Below are 21,533 nucleotides of genomic sequence, written 5' to 3' on the forward strand. Positions count from 1 at the left end.
GCTAATTAAATATATGCGGTTGGATAAATTCACAACTAAAGCGCAGGAGGCATTGCAGGATGCTCATGGCATTGCTTCGGAAAAAGGACAGCAGCAGGTTGATGCGCTTCATTTATTAAGAGCCCTACTCATACAGGAGGGATCTTTGGTTTTAGCTGTGTTCCAAAAATTAGGGAACAATATTGAGAAATTGGAAAAAGATATTGATATTGGATTAACAAAACTTCCCCATATTGCCATTGCAACTCCTGGAATGTTTCAGGCATATCTAACCCAGGAACTGGGAAAGATTTTAGAACAATCATTTAAAGAAGCGGAAAAATTAAAAGATGAGTTTGTTTCCACGGAACATTTTCTTTTGGGTATGCTTTTAATTCCCTCCAAAGTTAAAGATGTTCTGGAAAGCAACGGCTTAAATTATGATAAAGTTTTGAAAGTTCTGGCTGAACTTCGTGGAGGAGAACAAGTGACTGATATGGAGCCAGAAACCAAATATCAGGTTTTGGAAAAATATACCCGCAATTTAACTGAATTATCACGTCAGGAAAAACTAGACCCGGTTATTGGTCGGGACAATGAAATTAGGAGAGTAATGCAGGTTTTAAGCAGAAGAACAAAAAATAATCCGGTTTTAATCGGCGAAGCAGGCACAGGTAAAACAGCTATTGTTGAAGGCCTTGCGCAGAGAATTGTCAGTTCTGACGTGCCAGAAACATTAAAGGAAAAAGAAATTATTGCTCTAGATTTGGGTAGCATGGTTGCAGGCACGAAATTCAGAGGAGAATTTGAAAGCAGATTAAAAGCTGCTTTAAGGGAGATTGACCGCGCAAAAGGCAAATTTATTTTATTTATTGATGAGCTTCATACTTTGGTTGGCGCTGGGGCAGCCGAAGGAGCGATTGATGCTTCTAATATGCTCAAGCCAGCCTTGGCCAGAGGAGAGCTTCATGCTATCGGCGCCACTACTTTAAAAGAATATCAGAAGTATATTGAAAAAGATCCTGCGTTGGAAAGAAGATTCCAGCCGATTTATGTCAAAGAACCGTCAGTTGAAGATGCTGTTGCTATGCTACGCGGAATCAAGGAAAAATACGAGGTCTATCATGGAGTGAGGATTACTGACCCGGCAATTATGGCTGCCGTAAACTTGTCTTCACGATATATTTCTGATCGGTTTCTGCCGGATAAGGCAGTGGATTTAATGGATGAAGCAGCTTCTGCTTTGAGAATGGAAATCGACAGCATGCCTATTGAATTGGACCAGATGAAAAGAAAGCAGATGAAACTGGAAATTGAAGCCAGGGCGCTAAAAATGGAAAAAGACGCTGATTCTAAAGAGGGATTAAAAGCAATTAAGCGAGAAATCGCCGAATTGAAAGAACAAAGCAGGGAAATGGAAATTCAGTGGAAAACAGAAAAAGATATTATTTCCAAAATCAGGCAGAATCAAAAACAAATGGAATCTTTAAAACAGGAAGCGGATATTACTGAAAGAAAAAGCGACTTACAAAAAGTAGCTGAAATCAGATATGGTAAAATTCCCCAATTAGAAAAAGAAATCAAAGAAGAACAGAAAAAACTTTCTGGAATCCAGAAAAATAGACAGATTTTAAAAGAAGAAGTAAATGTTGAAGATGTGGCAAAGGTAGTTTCTCGCTGGACAGGAATTCCGGTTTATAAAATGCTGGAAGAGGAAACTTCCAAATTATCGCATATGGAGGATGAATTGGGAAGGCGAGTACTTGGACAGGATGAAGCAATTTCTATTGTTTCTAATGCCACCAGGAGAAGCAGGGCAGGGATTTCTGAAGAGAACAGGCCAATTGGTTCATTTATGTTTCTCGGTCCCACAGGAGTGGGTAAGACCGAGTTAGCTTTGGCATTGGCTGAATTTATGTTTAATACTGAAGATGCAATTGTGCGTTTAGATATGTCCGAGTATATGGAGCGCCATACTGCTTCCAAGATTATTGGCTCCCCACCAGGCTATGTTGGCTATGAAGAAGGCGGGCAGCTGACCGAAATTGTCAGGCGTAGGCCATACAGCGTGATTCTTTTTGATGAGATTGAAAAAGCCCATCCTGAAGTTTTTAATATTTTATTACAGATTTTAGACAGGGGACGGCTTACTGATGCCAAGGGCCGGTTGGTTAATTTTAAGAATACAATTATAATTTTAACTTCCAATGTAGGCAGTGAAATGCTTCAGCAAATGGCAGAATTCGGTTTTTCTCATTCTGGAGAAGCGAAACAGAAAAAGCACGATGAAACAAAATCCAGAATTATGGAATCATTGAAAAACCAGTTCAGGCCGGAGTTTTTGAATCGTTTGGACGAGATTATTATCTTCAATGGCTTGGGCATTGAAGAGGTAAGGAAAATTGTTGATTTGCAGTTAAATTTAGTTGAAGAACGGTTGAAGCACAAGAAAATCAAAATTAATGTTTCGATTACTGCCAAGAATTTATTGGCTGAAAAGGGTTTTGACCCTGATTACGGAGTCAGGCCGTTAAAAAGAAAAATTCAGCAACTGGTCTTAGATCCATTAGCCAAAATGATTGTTGAAGGAAAAATCAAAAACGGAGATAAGATTAAAGTAGATACGAAGGGGGAGAAAATAACCATAAACGCTTAGTTGCCCACTATTTACAAATTTTTAAAATACTGCTATACTAAAAATTCTGTTCATTTTATTAAATAAAGGAGAAAAGAATGAAAAAATTAATTGTCAGTGAAGTGATTTCAGTTATTCTGGTTCTTGGAATTTTTCTGCTTATCTTTACCTTTCTTGACGGTTGGGAGAAGATTGGTTGGGAAAGATATGAAGTTGCTGTTGTCGCTGCTTTTACTGCTGCTGCTCTTGCTGTTTTTGCTGCTCTTGCCATTACTGTTGCTGTTTTTATTGTTGCCGCTGTTGCTACTCTTTTCGCTACTGTTGTTGCCGTTGCCATTCTTGCTGTTGCCGCTGATGCTTTCACTACTTTTGCTGTTGCTGCTGTTGCCGTTGTTGCTACTTTTGTTGTTCTTATTGTTATTATTGGTGACGAAAAGGACAAGTTTTCTTTAAGGGTAGAAGCAGTGGCTATAGTTATTCCTATTGTTCTGATTACCTTTTTTCACTGAACATTTGACCATTTAATTTAAAAAAGGAGGAGAGAATGATAAAAGCTGTTTTGAGAGAGAGGGGAATAATTCAATTAGTGCCAGGAAACGATGCAGAGGAAGAGCGAGTTAGGGTATTCGCTCTAGAAAAAGGTATTGACGAGGACGATTTTTGCGGAAAAGTAAGTATAAGTCTATCGCCACCAATTATTTGTCGAGGCAGAAGGGTAAAGAGGAGAACTCTTAATATCCGTCTACTTTGTCGAAGGCGTTAAAAAAAAGAAAGAAATGGGGCAACAACCGAAAGGATGTTGCCCCTAATTTTTTTATTTGATATATTTAAATAGACAGTATGGATAACATTCCAACAATTGACAGAGAAAAAGAATTGCTTTCTCAGATTGCTTCGGGGGATAAAGAGGCCTTTGGCCAACTTTATGATTTATACGCCCCGAGGATTTTCCGTTTCATCCGACTAAAGGTCGGTTCGCAGGTTTTGGCAGAGGACTTATCATCAGAATCTTTCTTAAGAATCTGGGAATATCTTAAAAACCCGGAGATAAGAATAGAGGAGACATTCCAAGCGCTTTTATATAAAGTTGCCAGAAATCTGATTATTGATTATTACAAGAAAAAAAGCTCGCAGGAGGTTCTTATTGGCGATGATTTCCATTTATTTTTAAATGAGGAGCCGGCTAAAGATGAGATTGCTTCCAAAGAAACATCTGACCAGATTCACAGGGCAATAATACGCATCAAAGAAGAGTATCAGGATGTCTTAATCTTGTATTATATTGATGGGCTTTCAGTACCACAAATCGCCAAAACAATGGATAAATCGCAGGGCGCAATCAGGGTGTTGATTCATAGAGGTTTGAAGTCCCTAAAAGAGCATTTATCAGAAGAGGAGTAAGGGGTGTAATGAAAGTGTAACAAAAGGGGGTAGTTATTCGTCTTATATAGTAGAGCGAAACCAGAGCGATTGGAGGGATGATCTATGGATGAATTTATTGTCAAACAACTGAAAAATTTAAGAAAGGTTAGGCCGTCCACTTCTTGGCTGGAAAGTCAAAGAAGTTTTTTGCTATCTAAAATAGCGCAAAACAAACCAGAGGAAAAGAAAAGCATTTTTACTTTTCCTATTTTTAATATTTCAAAACTATTCAGGCCAGTATTCGTGGTAGCTATGGTTCTGATTGTTTTTGCAAGTTCGTTGGGAACCATTGGCGTAATCAGCGCTGCCCAGAATAGTTTGCCTGGAGACGCATTATATGTCTTGAAAACAACATTTGAAAAAACCCAAATGACCTTTGCTTACGGCGACCAGAACAAGGTTGAACTTTCAATAAAATTTGCCACCCAGAGAATGGACGAATTTGCGCAAGTGGCAAGCAAGCCGGAAAAAAGAGATGATATTGAAAAAACAGTTCAAAATTTAAATGCGCAGTTAGTTACTGTTCAGGAAAATATGGATAAATTAAAAGACAAGAACTCCGAGAAAGCAGCTGAAGTGGCGAGATTAATCAGCAACCAAACTAATTCTTATAAAGAGACATTAATTAAAACAAGTAATCAATTGGCTTATCTGATGCCGGAAGAAAGCAAGAAAATAAAAGCAGAAATTGACCAAGCATTAATTGAAGTTGACAAAACACAGGAAAAAGCGGAACAGATAATCAAGACAGAAGAAGATAAAACAGAAGAAACGCCCGTAGAAGAAACAATTATTTCACCTTCTTCAAGCTTTGAAGAAGTTAACGAAATAAAATAAAGGTCGAAAAAAATAACAAATTAAAAAAACTTAAAATGAAAAAATTATTATCGATTACATTAGCTATCACGACAATTGTTTGGCTGGCTGGTTCATTTATATATGTCCCAGCTGCTCACGCTGCTGTTGTTGATGGCGACGTTGTAAGCCCTGATGCCACATTTGTTGACGCTGATGGAAACACATACTATCCGTATGATGTTTTTATTGTCAAAATAATTGGCACCAAGACCTTCAAACGTTTAGTTTTAAACCCGCAAGTTTTTGAAAGTTACGGCCACTTAAAGTGGAGTAATATCAAAACAATCTCAGCTGAGACCGTTAAAGGTTATACTACATCTGCTCTAGTAAGAGCGATTGATGATAGCCCTGTTTATGTGCTCGCTCCGAATGGAGACAGTGGTACAAAGCAGTGGGTTGATGATTTAACTTGCTTCAATTCAAAGAGTTATGACTGGGATTCAGTTTATACGATTAACGCAACAGACAGAGACAATTACTCAACTACAACAAGTTTGTGCGGAACAGGTGGCGGAGCTTTGACGCTTTCATTAGCTTCAGACACACCAGCTGCTTCCACACTTCCTAACACTGCTCAAGGTGTAACCTTTGTCAAATACAATTTAACAGGTTCAGGAACATTAAACCAGATTGTATTCAAAAGAGATGGAGCTGGCGCTGTTGCAGATTTTGACGACCTCTACATTTACAAAGATGGAGTTCGTTTAACATCGGGCAGGTCAATTACCACTTCAACCAGTAAGGTTACCTTTATTAATTTAGGAATTGTTGCTCCAGCTACATTTGAATTAGTAGCTGACATCAGCGGAACAGCTGGTAATGTTAACTATTTCACTGTTGAAATTGCTTCTGATGTTGTTGCTGACACAACTGTTAGCGGAACATTTCCAATTAAGAGTAACACAATGGGAATCAGCGGTACTGCTGCTGGCACAATAACTGTTGCCAGGACTGGCTCTGCTACAAAAAATGTCACCATTGGCGCCTTAGAACAAGAGATTTCTCAATTTAAGGTAACTGTTGCCACTGAAGGAGCTAATGTCTACAGAATTCAATTATTCAACGGTGGGACAGCAGACAATAATCTAATTACTAATCTTAAACTTAAAGACAATACAGGAGCAACTGTAGCCACAGCCACAAGTATTGGCTCTAGTGGTTATGTTTCTTTTGTTTTCAGCACACCTTATTATATTCTAAAAGGTGAAAATGAAATTTTCCACATTTATGCTGATATTGGCGCAACAAAACCAGACAGAACAATTATTCTCTATCAGGAATTGGCAACCGATATTTTGGCAAAAGGAACTACTTATGGTTATGGCATGACAGCCACTATTACTAGCTTTGATGCTACTGGTGATGCTGTTACTGTTACTTGTAAGGGTGGTGACTTAACCTTAAACAAAGTTGGTCCAAATGCCACAAGCATTGGAACTACAACTTCTGACACTGTATTCCTTGAATACACAATGTCAGCAGCTGCTGACATTACCATTAAAAGAACAGAATTGATATTCTGTGAGGACACTGATGGCAATGGCACATACAATAACGCTTCCACTAGTGCTGGCGCTGACATTGAAGATATTAAGATAAAAGAAAAAGACAGCGGAGCCATTGTAATTGGTCCAAAAGACGGAACTTCGTTTAATGACGGTGTCAGGGCTTCTTGTCCTGGAAGTGTTAACGGTCTTTACGAAGCCTATACTGACACTATTGATTTAGCCGCTGGCACAACAAGAACTTTCCAGGTAACTGCTGATATTAAGACCTCTAACACTAATAGTGGTCAACACATAGTGGCTAGTTCCAGAATTAAATTTATTCTTTACAGCTATGCTACAATGATTGGCACTACAGGTAATGTAAGTTATGTGAAGTATGCCGGAACAAGCGATGCTGTTGATGATTCGGCAATTGCTCCGTCAGGAGATATTGCTGGAGAAGAAATGACTATTGCCGCAGCAAGCTTAGCTATTACCTTGTCGGCAAGTCCATCAGGAGGTGATGTTACTGCAAATGAAAAAGTATATATCAAGGGCCAGGGCGGAGTAGAAGCAGCTGGATTCGTATTCACTGCTGGTTCGGCTTCTGATATTACAATCAGCACGATTCAGTTGACTGCTTATACAACAGAAAACACTGCAGTTGCATTGATTGCAGGAAAAGATACTAATTATGTTAAAGATACTGTTGGCAGTGTTTATATCTATGATAAAGACACTGGAGCAATGGTTCCTGGTTCATCCGCAAAAGGATTCACCAGTGGAACAAACTATGAAAATGTTGATTTTACTGGTTTGAGTTGGACAATCACAGCCGGGAACTCCAAGACATTATTGGTAAAAACCGATATTTCTTCAGCTGCTCCAGCCAGCGCGTCTACAGCAGACACCTGGATTGGATTTGACATTCTTGATGTCAGCGCTGATGTTTCAGCTGTTGACGTAGATGGCAATTCAGTTGACGGAACAGGCGATGCTTCAAACCCATTAGCTGCTACTGTTAACTACGGTGTTGCTGAATATGGCTCATTGGCAGTTGTCGTTGCTTCTGACACGCCAGATAAAAGTTTGGCGGTTATGGGCACTACTGATAACGAGGTTTCCAAGTTCAAGCTTACTGGAACTAATGAGGCCTGGTACATTGAGACATTCTCAATTGTGCTTGACGATGGCCAAGACGTTAGCTTAGACGACACAGATAACTTCAGCGCACTTAAGCTTAAGTACCAAACCCAAGCTCAGTGGGGTTCAAGTGACTGGACAATCAGCACGGGCAAGACCTTTGCGAGTACAGCCAGTTTAGCTTTTTCCTTTACTGGTACTGATAGGATTTATATTCCTAAAGATGATAATTCCTTTGTCACTGTTTTAGCTAGTATTGATAGCTATGATGGTGGTTCTGGAGGAAAGTCAAAAGTTCCTTTTAGAATGTATCCTATTTCCGGTAGCACTAACTCATTCAAGGTCTATGGCGCTCAATCAGGCAAGCAGTTGTCCACGTTTACTGATCCAACTAGCACAGATTACAATCTGCACTTCGTAACTCGCTCTAAGCCGGTGTTTGCTAAAGTATCAAGCACTGCTACAAACGAGTTAGCCAGATTTACCATCACTGCTGTTGGTTATGATGTTGTCTTTGACGGAACAGCAGGTACCGAGATAGACATTGCTAGCGCATGCTTGAGGTTTGATGTTGTTGCTTCAACAACTGACGATGCCACTGTTAATCTTTATCTTTATGACTGGAATGAAAATATCGTTGCCAGTAGAGAAGCATTGGGTAGTTTAACCGGAAGTGTAACTAGCGTTTCCTTCGTATTTGAAGAGAAAGATGTTACTATTCCGAGTGGCACAACTAGAGAACTTCACGTTGACTTGGCTGCAGCAGATGCAAGTACTGACTTCTTAAAGACAGACGAATTCATCTATTTGCAGTTGAGAAATGATGATGGAGGCAATTTGGCCACTGGTTCAATGGGCTTCGGAGAAAGAGATATTGTTTGGCACGATAGTACAGCCGAAGAAGGTATAAGTACTGTTGATGGAGATGCAAGCGCCGAGAGCAGATATGGTATGCCATCTCTGATTAAGAACATTGGCCCATTGCCAATTACTTTCACAATCTTGAGAGGAACAGCAACTCCATAATCTACTGATTTTGACCTGAGCTATTTATCCTTGTAAGATAGCGTTCAGGAAAACTTGAAAAGCCCCGCATTTGCGGGGCTTTTCATTTGGGGTTGCTTTGTTTGGTTTGTAAATTATGTTATAATCTGGATATATGCCAGCCTACGGCTGGTCACCCGTAGGGTGAAAAAAAATAAAATTTAAAATTAAAAAATTTATATTTATGAAAAAGTTATTTTTAGCAATATTAATAATCCTTTTGGTTTCTTTTTGGTTTATCCCTTCAAATGTTTCAGCCGCAATTATTATTGATGGCGACTTAATTAAAACATCCGACAATCCGGATGTTTATATTGTTAAACTTGTGGATTCCTTAAAATACAAACGTCTGATTCTAAATCCCGAAATTTTCAACCAATACAGCCATCTGAAATGGGAGAATATCAAAACAGTCAGCCAAACAGAATTAGATGAATATACAATTTCTGATTTGGTTAGGGCAGTTGGCGATGAAAAGGTTTACAAATTATACTCCAATGGCGATACAGGAGAAAGAAGATGGATAAAAACAGCGGAAGATTTTAATGGCTTTGGTTATAAATCAAATGCTATTTATGAAATTAATTCTTATGAATGGAACTTTTATGCTACTGGGTTGGATTTAGCATATCAGTCCCCGGAAGCCCCAAAAACGCCAATAATCCCGATACCCCCAACAAGAACAGAAAATATCACTATAAAAGTTCCTGCTGATTATGCCACTATCCAGTCCGCTTTAGACGCTTCAATTAACGGAGACACGATTTCTGTTTCCAAAGGAACTTATAAGGAAAATATAGTAATTAGCAAAAATGTAAAACTGATTGGCGAGTCAGCCAATTATGTGACTATTGACGGGCAAGGCAATGATTCGGCCATAGTTATTAATGGCGCAAGTGATTTTTCAATTCAAAGATTTATCATCAAAAGCCAAGACCAAAAGGCAGTTTATTGCGTTGGTAATAGTAAAACCAAAGGAGTGATTAAAAATATTATTTTTAAAGATTCAAAATGGGGAGTATACACTGAAAACGATTGCGAATTAGTGATTCTTAATAATATTATTTACAATAATCGCGCATTGGATAACAAAGACGGCGGAGGAATTTTTATTAAAGATAATCTTTCCTATGGCATTACCATTGAAATTCGCAACAATACTATTGATGATAATCACCATGGCATCTGGATGGACAATTCTAAGGTTAAAACCATAAATAATATCGTCAGTTCAAACATGGGCAGCGGGATAAGTACGGGCATATATTTAAAAAGCGGCGAGATAAACAATAGTTACAGCGATATTTGGGGCAATGGCGCTAATTCTTTTGGTGGAGTGGGATTTGGCGATGGGGGTATTTCTTTGGATCCGCGTTTTGTCAGTACCAGGGAAAGAAACTATCGCTTGATCTGGGGTTCTGGGGATGTTTCGCCTTGTATTGATGTTGGAAGCCCAAATACCAGTTATAATGACGGAAAGCTTTTTACTGGCACTAATTACAGAAGCGATATGGGCGCTTATGGCGGATCGGATAATGGCGGCTGGGAATAACAAGAAAATGGATATTAAGAAAAAAATACTTTTTTTGGTGACTCAATCCGAGTTTGGCGGAGCCCAGCGCTTTATTTATAATTTGGTAACCAATTTAAATCAGGATAAATATAGTATTGCAGTCGCAGCAGGATTAGAAGGTGATAATGAAAACGGACTTTTATTTGCTTTAGAGAAAAAAGGGATTGATACAGGACATTTAAGATATCTTAGACGGTCAATTAATCCTTTTTTTGATTTCTTGGGCGTTATTGAGATTTTAAAATTGATAAAAAAAGAAAAGCCGGATATCTTATTTTTATGCAGTTCCAAAGCAGGATTTTTAGGGAGTTGGGCAGGAAAAAACAAAATAAAAAAAGTAATTTACAGAATCGGTGGATGGACTTTTAATGACCCTTGGCCAAAATGGAAAAAGAAATTGTATATTTGGATAGAGAAAATAAGCGCTGGATGGAAAGATTACATTATCAATAATGCTGAATCAGACAAACAGCAGGCAATAAAAATAGGTATTAAGCCACAAAGGGGAATCTTAACCATTTACAATGGAATTGATGCAGATAAACTGAAATTTTTGAATAAAGGAGAAGCAGGAAATTTCCTGCGATTAAATAATTCGGATTTCGTTGTTGGAACTATTGCCAATGATTACCCGACTAAGGGATTAAAATACCTAAGAGAAGTCGAAGGAAAATTACAGGATATTAAGCTTGTAATATTGAGCAATATTCCTGACGCGTATAAATATTTAAAGGCATTTGACATCTTTGTTCTGTCGTCTGTAAAAGAAGGGTTTCCTTGGGTAATTTTAGAAGCAATGTCTGCCGGAGTGCCAATTATTGCTACAAAAGTTGGAGCAATACCGGAAATTATCCAAAACAATGAAAATGGCATCTTGATAGAGCCAAAAAGCCCGAAAGCAATTATTGATGCAGTAAAGTTGTTAATGGATAATAAAGATTTAATGAGGAAATTAGCAATTAATGGCAGAAAAACAGTTATAGAAAAATTTAATCTGGAAAAAATGATTAATAGATATGTAGAATTATTCGAATCTACGAATTGATATGCGAATCTACAAATAATTCGTTGATTCGGATAAATATTCGTATCATTCGGATAATATATTTATGAGGACTTGTTTTCTCTCAATTGATGTTGAATCCTCCTACGCCCGGACTAAAGTCGGGGCTTCGAAGGACAAGAATCCGTTTGAGTCAGTAGATAAACTTGACTGTATTCTTGATATTTTCAGAAAACATAATGTTCCGGCTACCTTGTTTGTGACTGGCGAAGTTTTGGAATATTGCCCTGATTTAGTTAAAAAATGGTCCAAGGATTTTGAAATCGGATGCCATAATTATTGGCACGTCCAGCTGGATAAAATTGATTTAGTAGAAAGGGAGAGGCAGGTTAAAAATTTCGTTAATTTATACAAAGGTATTTTCGGGTTTTCGCCAAAAGGATTCAGGGCGCCGAGAAATGTGATTGATAACCAGCAATTCCCGATTTTAGAAAGATATGATTTTATTTATGATGCCAGTGTTTTTCCGCGTTACCCCTGGCGTATCGGAGCATATGTCGGATACAGAGGCAGAGCGCCAATTGCGCCGTATTGGCCGAGCAGAAAGAATTACAGGGAAAAGGGGGACATAAAGATTCTCGAAATTCCCGAAAGTCCGGCTTTGTTCGATGTTCCGTTTGTCGGAACATGGTTAAGGAAACTGGGCGTGAAGTTTTTTAAATTTATTTTTAAAATAAAAAAGCCGGAATTTATTAGTTTTAGTATGCACTCTTGGGATGGAATTGAGTTTGAAAACGGCAAGAACAGCGGTAAAAAATATTTAAAACAACTTGATGAAATGCTGGGATTTTTAAAGAAAATAGGGTATAATTTTAAGAGCGGAGAGCAAATTTCATCTGAAATTGCTTGACAGGTTTTTTTATGCTATAATTAAAAGGTAATAAATAATAATATATTATCCGAATGATACGAATATGTATCCGAATCAACGAATTATTTGTAGATTCGCATATCAATTTGTAGATTCGAATAATAAATTCATAAATTTATGAAAAACAATAAACAATTTCTTAGCGTATTAATAAGCGTTTTAATCTGCGTGTTTGTGTTTGGGGTAATTGTTTATGCCACAACAACAATCGGAGACAATATTTCCGCAGGCGGGACTTTAAGCGGAACCAATTTTTCAACAAATGATACTTATTACAACACGTTTGTAGGTACGGGGATAGAAACAACAACCACAGCCAGCTACAATGTATTTGTCGGTTATCGAGCAGGATATTCAAATGATGATGGAGCAGCAGATAGTAATACGGCCGTTGGTTATAATGCCCTTAACCTTAACACCACTGGTGATTCTAATTCGGCAATAGGTTTTTCTGCTCTTGGGAAAAATACTACCGGTATTGCGAATTCAGCAATAGGAGTGGGTGCTCTTGGAGGTAATACTATAGGAGGTTATAATACTGCTGTTGGATATATGGCGGGTTATGCTGGAGTTGGAGAATACAATAATAATACTCTTGTAGGTTTTAGGGTGGGTTATGGTAGTAGTGGTGTGTTTTCAAATAATACCGTAATGGGTTATGATGCAGGATATAATCTTACAGGAAATAATAATATTCTTTTTGGATATCAGGCAGGAGACGATTTAACGGCAGGAAGGAATAATATCGTTATTGGATATGATATTGATACTCTTTCTGCCACAGCAGATAATTATATGAATATTGGAGGATTATTATTTGGAGATTTATCTACTGCCAGCGCCAAGTATCTGGGCATTCTTGATTCTTCGCCCGCTTACACTCTTTCTGTTGACGGCACTGCATCTGTTTCGGGAACTACATATTTAGGCGATACTTATTTTAGCGGTGTGGTTTCTGCGTCTGATGCGAATGGTATGTTAGTGGGGGAAGGAATAAGTATCAAGACTGGAATTGCCTCGCCGAGCGGGGCCTGTGGTACAGCTGGAAGTCTTTATCTGGATACAACAGGGGGTATAAGTAGCTGTGGCACAGATAATAAGTGGGATCCTAAGTAATTAGGAACTATAAGTTATTAATTTAATTTAATTTGTTTAATTTATGCGCAAAAAAACTTTAACAATAGTATTTCTCTTGATTTTTACAGTAAGTATAATCAGCTGGCCATTATTGGCTTTAGCTGCTGATGAAGTTAGTTTTAGCGCTGACACTACAATTTTATTAGGTAATGGTGTATATTTAACCATATTAAATACAGGGGTCTGCGATGCAATCGTCGTTGGCACAAGTACTTTAACCGTTTCTCTTTCTACTAACTCTTCTTTAGAAATAAGATCATATAGTAAGTACGTATTGAACAATTCCTTGTTTACAACTGATTGCGAGCATAGCCAGAGTTATTCTCGATTAGTACTTACTGGACAAGCCGTAGCTACGGATTTGGTGATTACTCCCAATACTTCCGCAACCTGTCCTTCTTGGGGAAGTAGTGGCGGTGGAGGTGGCGGGGCTACTACGACTTCTGCTCAGCCAACTACAACTACTGGTCAAGTAACTGCCACCGCTTCTGGCGGAGGAAAGACAACTTTTATTACCACTGAAACTGCTACGGCCACAGTTGATTTACCGGCAAGCGCGGTTACTTCATCTACAAATATAGCAATATCAATAGAAACCAAGGCAACGGTTACGTCTAGTAAACCAGTGCCATCAGGACAAAATGTGGTGGGCGGATATATCTATAATTTTACTGCTACTGCTGGGAGTACTGCAATAACTACATTTTCCAAAGACATTACACTGACCTTTACTTATACCGATAGCCAGGTAACAGGGTTAAATGAAGATACATTAAAGGTTTATTATTGGGACGGAAGTAAATGGGCAGCTTTAACTGGAACACTGAATAAAACGAATAACACGATTACTGTTTTAACAAATCATTTTACCTATTTCGCAATATTGGGAGATTCGGGTACAACATCAACAACAATGGCTAAACCAGAAGATTATGGATTAAAAGAAGGAGATTTAATCAGGGCTCAAGGGGATTTTGACATCTTTATTATCAGCCAGTATGGCTATAAAAGATTATTCCTTAATCCGACTATCTTTAATATGTACGGCCATCTTAATGGAGGATGGAATGCAGTAAAAACCGTATCTACGGCAACCAGAGATGCGTTTATTACTTCTACTCATTATCGCTTTGTAGATGAAGATAAAGTATATCATCTGGAAGTAACGGGCGAGGATACTGGTACTTTGCATTGGCTGAATATGACTGGAGAGAATTTTTTGGCTCAAGGAGGAAAATCTGAGGATATCTTCACTATTAATAAATCAGAATTGGACTGGTATTCTAAAGGCGCTGATATAACTTCCTTAAAATAACATTGATTTGGACCTTCGCTTCTTCCTTGTAGGAGTTGAGAAGGAATAAAGAGAAAAATATCCCGACATGGGTCGGGACATTTTTCATTGTTTTGGGGTTGTTTTTTTGCTGTGAAAATGCTATTCTTAATACAAATATATGGGTAATTTCCAAGAGCTAAATAAGCCCGAATTTAAGGCATTATTGGATAAAACGCTTTTTAAGACGTTTTTTCATTCTATAGAATGGCATGAATTTTTGGAAAAAGAATTTAAGTGGCTAAAATTTGAATATTATTTGTATAAGTATGATGAGGCAATATTGGTTTTTGGGCGGATAAAAACCTGCCTGTCAACAGGCATGGAAAAGTTAATTTCTTTGCCTTTTTGTGAATATGGCGGACCACTACCACTAAAGGGAAGTATTATGTGGGAAGAATTTACAAGAGATATTTTTAAAGAATTTGGTGATAATATTAAAATTAAAATTCATCCGCGGATTTCAGAAATTTTAGGTAATCCGCGCTCTTCAAGTAATTTATCAAGCTATTGGTTATATCTGGAAAATAAATCAGAACAGGAAATCTGGGAATCTTTACGTAAAACTTTGAGGCAGGAAATCAGAAATGCCAAGGAGCAAGGTTTGGAAATCAGGGCTTATAAAAACCCAAAAGAACTGAAGAAATTCTACGATTTATATGCGGCTAATTTGAGACAAAAGAAGACCATTCCTTATCCATGGCCCCTGATTCAATTTCTATGTCAAAACCCGTCTAGCGAGCTGTTATTGGCCTCTTATAGGGGTAAAATCGTGGGGGGTGCCTTGTTTCTGAAATATAGCTCGCCTCGCGGCGAAGCGGGTGGATTTATCCATTATTTCTTGAGCGCCTCGGATTACAAATACCATAATTTCGGCATAGCGCACCTTATTTTATGGGAAAAGATAAAGGGTCTAATTGGCAAAAATATTACTCTTGATTTAGGCGCTTCGCCACAAGGTTCGGATTTGGAAATTTTCAAGCGCGGGTGGGGAGGAACAGAGTGGCCAATTTATCAGATTGGAATAAAAAGAACGGAAGAATCTTTCCGTTCATCAAAAATAATCAGATTTATTTGGGGATTATTGCCGAATTTTATAATTAAAAAACTTAGCCCATACTTGATAAAATACCGTCTGTAATTTTATTAATATCTTTTTCAGTAAACCAGTTTTGAAGAGGGAAATTAATAATGCGTTTTGCAGTTTCGGCAGTATTAGGGAATTCGTTAAATAATGGTTTTTGCCAGATACGCGAACAGAAAATCCCTTTCTTTCTTAATTTATTGAATAATTCGTCGCGGTTTGTATTTTTAGGCACAAGCGCAGATAAATAGGTAAAAGTATTATTTTCAGATTCCTGCTTGTCTGCCGATGAGGCAGGCACCTCAAAACCTATTTCTGTTAATTTCTTTTGAAAGTATTTTGCCAAGTTGATTCGTTTATTGAGATTGGTTTCAAGATTATCCAGATAGTAATTTACAATTTTTAAACATCCTTTTGATGCCTTTCTTGTCTCGTCGTAGCCCCGTAGATGCAGGGGCGAAGGCGGATTAATTCTCCTAAACAATTCCGACAATCCAGCCAGCATTGGAAACAACCTCAAAAATTTTACAATATTAAATAATCTTGATTTATATTTTGGCAATTCTAATTCGATTTGATTTTTACAAATCAGCATTCCTCCGTTTATAACAGGAAACAATTTAGCAAAGCTGAAAAATAAAGCATCCCCGAATTTTTCAGGGGACATCGGTGGCGCAATATGCGCGCAATCCTCAATGATTTTTAAATTATATTTTTTGGCGATTCCCAGGATTCTATCCATTTCAATTGGCAGTCCGTAAGTGTGGCAGATTAAAATAGATTTAGTCAGTGGAGTAATCTTTGACTCAATATCAATAGAATCAGCATGAAAAGTTTTGAGATTCGTATCCAGATAAACCGGCTTAATATTATATTTTTCTAAAATCGGTTTTAAAATATCACAGATATAGGCAGGCATAATCATTTCAGAGTTTTCTAGATTCAGCTGTTGTATTGCTAGCCGGAAAGCAGACCTGCCAGAGTTAGTGAAAATAATTTGGTAATCAGGAAAAATCTTAGCTAATTTATTTTTTAAATCAGCTTCAGAAAATTTTCTGAAGAATACTCGTAAGGGGAATTTTTTAAATTGTGGATGCGCAAAATACATAATTTTATTATCCGAATCTACAAATTAATATGCGAATCTACAAATAATTCGTTGATTCGGATACATATTCGTATCATTCGAATAATATATTTATGGAAAAAGTTTATAAAGATGTTTTATATCCCGAATTATCATATAAAGTTTGTGGTTTATGTTTCAGAATTCATAATGAATTGGGGCGATTTTATAATGAATTGCAATATGCTGATGCGCTCGAGAACTTATTTAAAATAGAAAAAGTTGAATATAAAAGAGAGATACCATTGCCGCCGTCATTCAATGGTGAAAACGAAAGAAGAAACATTCCAGATTTTATAATACAAGAAACGATTATTTTAGACTTAAAGGCTAAACGCATTATTACTAAAGACGATTATTATCAAATGAAGAGATATTTGAACGCTTACAATAAAGAACTTGGATTAATTGTAAATTTCAGAGAATATTATTTAAGTCCCAAAAGAGTTTTAAGTAAAAATAATTTAAATTAATAAGCATTCGTTGATTCGGATACATATTCGTATCATTCGGATAATACCATGCGTATTTTGATGCCAATTTTACATTATCCTCCAATAATCGGCGGCTTTGAGATTTTCTCTCAGAATATTGCCGAGAGAATCGGCAAAACCGATAATGTTTTTGTTATTACCAGCAGGGTTGCGAATGCGCCCAGCAAAGAAATAAACAACAATTTAAGAATACTCAGAACCTCGCCCTGGTCGCTGAAAAACCTGTCTTATAGCAAGCCATGGTTTATTGTTGGGGCAATGATATGGATTTTTTTTAAGTCAATTAAATTGATTAAAAAAGAGAAAATAGAGCTAATCCATGCTCAAGGGTTTTTGAGCGGAATTATCAGTTTGATATTAAAAAAACTGACAAAAGTCCCATATTTACTTACTATTCAATCGGCTGATTTTAGTGTATACCATCCACGCTTGAATATCAATATCATTAAGGCGATTTATAAAAAGATGGAAAAGGCGGTTTTTAAAAATGCTGATTATTGCCACGCAGTAAGCAATTATTTGGCAGACCATATAAGGCAATACTATGTGCAGAAAGTTGAGATGATCCCGAATGGAGTTAATTGGGAAAGATTTAGGCCGGATGTTGATAAATTAAAAACCAGAAAAGAACTTGGGTTTGATGCGGAAAATTTAATTGTTTGCGTTTCGCGGCTGGAGCATAAGAATGGAACGCACGATTTAATTGAATCGGTAAAATATCTTCAGGATTTTGATTTTAAACTAATGATTTGCGGCAGTGGTTCAGAAAAAGAAAAATTAGAGAAAATGATAAAGGATTTTAACTTGGAAGACCGAGTTTTCCTTTTGGGGGATATTCTCCATAGTGAATTACCCAAATATGTTGCTTGCGCGGATATTTTTGTCAGGCCGTCTTTAGCAGAGGGATTCGGGATAGTTTTTTTGGAGGCAATGGCATGCAGTGTTGCGGTTATCGGAACTCCTGTGGGCGGGATACCCGATTTTTTAAAAGATAGAGAAACGGGTCTTTTCTGTGAGCCGGGAAATCCGAAGGATATTGCCGAAAAGATAAAAAAACTTTTAGCAGACAAAGAATTATATCAAAAACTGACAGTAAATGGTTTGAAAATGGTTAGGGAAATATATAACTGGGATCAGGTAGTGAGGAAATTAAAAGAGTTATATACTAAAACAATAAATAATAATTAAGAAGTAACCCGCCGCAAGCGCGAAGCGCAAGCAGGCGGGCAAGAAATATGAAAAAAGTTATTCCATTTTTAGCAATAGCTTTTGTGGTCATCGGAGCAGCGCTGAGATTTGCTCCGCATTTTCCGAATTTTGCGCCAATTGCGGCAATGGCATTATTCGGCGGAGTTTATCTTAATAAAAAATATGCCTTGATCGTTCCGATAGTTGCGATATTTGTCAGTGATTTGTTTATTGGTTTTTACGATGCCAAATTAATGGCAGGGGTATACTTAAGTTTTATTTTGGTTGGTTTAATCGGATTATTTATTAAGAAACATAAAAATATAGGCACAATAATCGGCGGAACTGTTTTAGGTTCTGTTTTGTTTTTTCTGATTACCAATTTTGCTGTTTGGGCGTTCTATTCGTGGTATCCGCACACTTTAAATGGCTTAAGTCAGTGTTTTACAATGGCATTGCCATTTTTCAGAGGTACGTTAATTGGTGATTTGTTCTATGTCGCAATTCTATTTGGAGTTTATGAAGTGGTTATAGCTTCGGTTAGAAAAAAACATTTATTAGTAGATTCGAATATTAATTTGTAGATTCGAATAATATATTTATATGAAAATCGTAATTGCATCAGGAATATACCCGCCGGATATTGGCGGACCAGCAACATACTCGCAAACTACTGCGCGGGAATTTACTAAACAAGGAATTAATGTCTCTTTGATTTGTTATTCGGATAAAAAACAAGAAGATAATGAAAATTTTAAAATTGTCAGAATTTTAAGAAAAAATAAATTATTCAGATATTTATTGTATTTTTGGAACCTTTTGAAATTAGCCAGAAATTGCGATGTAATTTATGCCCAAGGTCCATTAGCAGCTGGTTTGCCAACAATGTGGGTGAGTAAAATTTTGAGAAAGAAATTTGTGATTAAAGTTGTTGGTGATTATGCCTGGGAACAAGGGGTAAATCAATTTGGCGTTAAAGAATTAATTGAAGAATTCCAAAATAAAAAATATAATTCCAGAATTGAAAGAATAAGAAGAATTCAGAAAAAAGTTTGTAAAAGCGCGGACAAAATTATTGTCCCGAGCGAGTTTTTAAAGAAAATAGTAAAAGGCTGGGGGATTAATGAGAATAAAATTAAGGTTATTTATAATGCTTTTTCGGGAATTGAAAATTGGAAATCGGAAATTGAAAATTTGAATTTAGATGGCGATATAATTATTTCAGCTGGTAGGCCAGAGCCATGGAAAGGATTTGATACTCTAGATGAGATAATGTCGGATTTGCTAAAAGAAAATCCGAAATTCAAATTGGTTATAGCGACTAAATTATCTCATAATGAACTAATGGCGTATTTTAAGACAAGTATGATTTTCGTACTGAATTCCGGGTATGAAGGATTTTCGCATATCCTTTTGGAAGCAATGGCTTGCGAATTGCCTGTGATTACAACCAATGTTTGTGGGAATCCCGAAATCGTCAGAAACAGTTATAATGGATTATTGGTTGAGTATAATAATAAAGAGCAAATAAAAAATGCTATTTTAAGATTATGGAAAGATGAAAATTTGCGAAGAAAATTTATTGAGAACGGAAAAAAGACATTAGAGAAATTTAAATTAGAAATAATACTGGAAGAAACATTAAACGTTTTAAGACCATGATAGTTTTAATCCAAATTAATTATTCCAAAGACCATTCCGAAGTTACCTTGCCTTTGGGAATTTTATCTGTGGGCAGCGCTCTGAAAAAAGCAGGGTTTGAAGTGAAACTAATTAATATTAACGAGAAAATCATTGATAAGGCAGCTGATAAAATTGTCGGGATGCATCCGGAATTTGTCGGTATTTCGGTAATGACAGGAATGCAAACCAAACACAGCGCGGAATTAAGTAAAAAAATAAAAGAAAAAAATTCACAGCTTCCGATTACCTGGGGCGGGATCCATCCGTCTCTTCTGCCTGAACAATGCCTAGAAGAAGATTATATTGATTATGTTGTTATTGGCGAAGGAGAAGTAACAATCATAGAATTTGCTAATAAATTGAAAAATGGTGAAAGCTTTGATAATATAGCGGGTCTGGGGCACAAAAAAAACAAGAAAATAGTAATCAACCAGCCACGGGAATTCATAAAAAATCTGGATGATTACAGGTTGGATTTCAGTTTGGTTGATATTGAAAAATATCTTTTCCGGTTGAAAGGCGCAACGCGGACAATAGCTTATAAAGCAAGCCGTGGATGCACTTTTAATTGCGCTTTTTGTTATAACAGGGCATTTAATAAAAACAGATGGAGGGTTTGGTCAGTAAATTCAGTTGTTGAAGACGTCAATTTTTTAAAAAAAGAATACGGAGTTGATGCGATAAAATTTTATGATGATAATTTTTTTATTGATAGTCAAAGAGCATTGGAAATATTGGAAAAAATTGACATACCAGCGCATACAGAAATCAGAATTGATATGATTACTGATGATTTGGCGAAAAGATTAAAAGAATTAAAAGTCAGCGAACTGCTTATTGGCATAGAATCGGGCAGCAACAGGATGCTGAAATTAATCAATAAAGGTTATACAGTTGATAAAATAAAAGAAGGTGTAGAGATATTGGCGAAGCATGATCTTTACGTCACTTATTCTACAATAGTCGGATTACCCACAGAAACAAAAGAAGAATTTAATAAAACTCTTGATTTGATGTCTTGGGTTCACAAAATACATGCTAGGGCAGGATTTACGCTTGGGGCATATTTGCCCTATCCTGGCTCATTGATGTATAAATTTGCAATAGAACAAGGATTTAATCCGCCGATTAAAACAGAAGACTGGGGAAGCATCGATAGATTTAGAAAAGATTTTTTATCTCCTTGGGTTGATGCCAAAAAAGTGTGGAGAGTCAGGGAGTATTTCAAATTTTTCAGTTATAAAATCGGATTTCTAAACAAATGGGTTGAATATAGAATCAGGAAAAAGTTTTTTAAATTCGCCATTGATATACCAGTTATTGAATATTTTGCCGGGTTGGCAATCGAGGAAAAAGGGTTAATCGGAAAATTTTTAAGAAAAATCCATTCTTTTGTTAAAAAATTCAAGTAAT

The 21,533-nt window shown here is 36.9% G+C and carries 17 protein-coding genes; 16 read left to right on the plus strand and 1 reads right to left on the minus strand.

The annotated features are described in order from the left end of the window. Positions 1-13 precede the first annotated feature (13 nt). From clpB to KKI21_02055, 11 genes are all read left to right on the plus strand, one after another. Positions 14-2,635 (plus strand): ATP-dependent chaperone ClpB, encoded by a 2,622-nt coding sequence (clpB, locus tag KKI21_02005; protein MBU4284978.1) that lies wholly within the window; start codon positions 14-16, stop codon positions 2,633-2,635. Between the two features lie 77 nt (positions 2,636-2,712). Then, positions 2,713-3,123 (plus strand): hypothetical protein, encoded by a 411-nt coding sequence (locus tag KKI21_02010; protein MBU4284979.1) that lies wholly within the window; start codon positions 2,713-2,715, stop codon positions 3,121-3,123. A gap of 331 nt (positions 3,124-3,454) precedes the next feature. Beyond that, positions 3,455-4,015 (plus strand): RNA polymerase sigma factor, encoded by a 561-nt coding sequence (locus KKI21_02015; GenBank protein ID MBU4284980.1) that lies wholly within the window; start codon positions 3,455-3,457, stop codon positions 4,013-4,015. 84 nt (positions 4,016-4,099) lie between these two features. Then, on the plus strand, positions 4,100-4,873 hold the full coding sequence (locus KKI21_02020; GenBank protein MBU4284981.1) for a hypothetical protein: 774 nt from the start codon (positions 4,100-4,102) through the stop codon (positions 4,871-4,873). 35 nt (positions 4,874-4,908) lie between these two features. Continuing rightward, positions 4,909-8,550, plus strand: coding sequence for a hypothetical protein (locus tag KKI21_02025; GenBank protein ID MBU4284982.1), 3,642 nt, complete (start codon positions 4,909-4,911; stop codon positions 8,548-8,550). Between the two features lie 202 nt (positions 8,551-8,752). Further along, positions 8,753-10,120 (plus strand): right-handed parallel beta-helix repeat-containing protein, encoded by a 1,368-nt coding sequence (locus tag KKI21_02030; protein MBU4284983.1) that lies wholly within the window; start codon positions 8,753-8,755, stop codon positions 10,118-10,120. Continuing rightward, positions 10,089-11,186, plus strand: a complete 1,098-nt coding sequence (locus KKI21_02035) for a glycosyltransferase (GenBank protein ID MBU4284984.1) — start codon at positions 10,089-10,091, stop codon at positions 11,184-11,186. Before KKI21_02030 ends, KKI21_02035 begins: the two co-directional genes overlap by 32 nt. 64 nt (positions 11,187-11,250) lie before the next feature. Then, positions 11,251-12,054, plus strand: coding sequence for a polysaccharide deacetylase family protein (locus KKI21_02040; GenBank protein MBU4284985.1), 804 nt, complete (start codon positions 11,251-11,253; stop codon positions 12,052-12,054). A gap of 138 nt (positions 12,055-12,192) precedes the next feature. Next, positions 12,193-13,191, plus strand: coding sequence for a hypothetical protein (locus KKI21_02045; GenBank protein MBU4284986.1), 999 nt, complete (start codon positions 12,193-12,195; stop codon positions 13,189-13,191). Between the two features lie 43 nt (positions 13,192-13,234). Continuing rightward, positions 13,235-14,527, plus strand: coding sequence for a hypothetical protein (locus KKI21_02050; GenBank protein ID MBU4284987.1), 1,293 nt, complete (start codon positions 13,235-13,237; stop codon positions 14,525-14,527). A gap of 139 nt (positions 14,528-14,666) precedes the next feature. Continuing rightward, a complete protein-coding gene (locus tag KKI21_02055; GenBank protein ID MBU4284988.1) occupies positions 14,667-15,686 on the plus strand; it encodes a peptidoglycan bridge formation glycyltransferase FemA/FemB family protein in 1,020 nt (339 codons plus the stop codon). Here KKI21_02055 and KKI21_02060 read toward each other — a convergent pair. Beyond that, positions 15,655-16,737: a DegT/DnrJ/EryC1/StrS family aminotransferase gene (locus KKI21_02060; GenBank protein MBU4284989.1), complete on the minus strand. Its 1,083-nt coding sequence runs from the start codon at positions 16,735-16,737 to the stop codon at positions 15,655-15,657. The two genes, KKI21_02055 and KKI21_02060, sit on opposite strands and share 32 nt — an antisense overlap. A gap of 92 nt (positions 16,738-16,829) precedes the next feature. On the opposite strand from KKI21_02060, the gene KKI21_02065 reads away from it, so the two are divergent. From KKI21_02065 to KKI21_02085, 5 genes are read left to right on the plus strand one after another with little or no spacing between them, the layout of a single operon-like run. After that, entirely contained in the window at positions 16,830-17,228 is a 399-nt protein-coding gene (locus KKI21_02065) for a GxxExxY protein (GenBank protein ID MBU4284990.1), read from the plus strand. A gap of 60 nt (positions 17,229-17,288) precedes the next feature. Next, positions 17,289-18,437 carry a glycosyltransferase family 4 protein gene (locus tag KKI21_02070; protein ID MBU4284991.1) on the plus strand — a complete coding sequence of 383 codons (1,149 nt, stop codon included), beginning with the start codon at positions 17,289-17,291 and terminating at the stop codon, positions 18,435-18,437. A gap of 47 nt (positions 18,438-18,484) precedes the next feature. Beyond that, on the plus strand, positions 18,485-19,021 hold the full coding sequence (locus tag KKI21_02075; protein MBU4284992.1) for a hypothetical protein: 537 nt from the start codon (positions 18,485-18,487) through the stop codon (positions 19,019-19,021). Between the two features lie 19 nt (positions 19,022-19,040). Continuing rightward, the gene (locus tag KKI21_02080) at positions 19,041-20,099 is read left to right on the plus strand and encodes a glycosyltransferase family 4 protein (GenBank protein MBU4284993.1); all 1,059 of its coding nucleotides are present in this window, start codon (positions 19,041-19,043) and stop codon (positions 20,097-20,099) included. After that, the gene (locus KKI21_02085) at positions 20,096-21,532 is read left to right on the plus strand and encodes a B12-binding domain-containing radical SAM protein (protein MBU4284994.1); all 1,437 of its coding nucleotides are present in this window, start codon (positions 20,096-20,098) and stop codon (positions 21,530-21,532) included. Before KKI21_02080 ends, KKI21_02085 begins: the two co-directional genes overlap by 4 nt. Position 21,533: the final 1 nt, after the last annotated feature.

It is taken from the genome of Patescibacteria group bacterium, from assembly GCA_018897295.1.
In the GTDB taxonomy this organism is placed as follows: Bacteria; Patescibacteriota; Minisyncoccia; order RBG-13-40-8-A; family RBG-13-40-8-A; genus JAHILA01.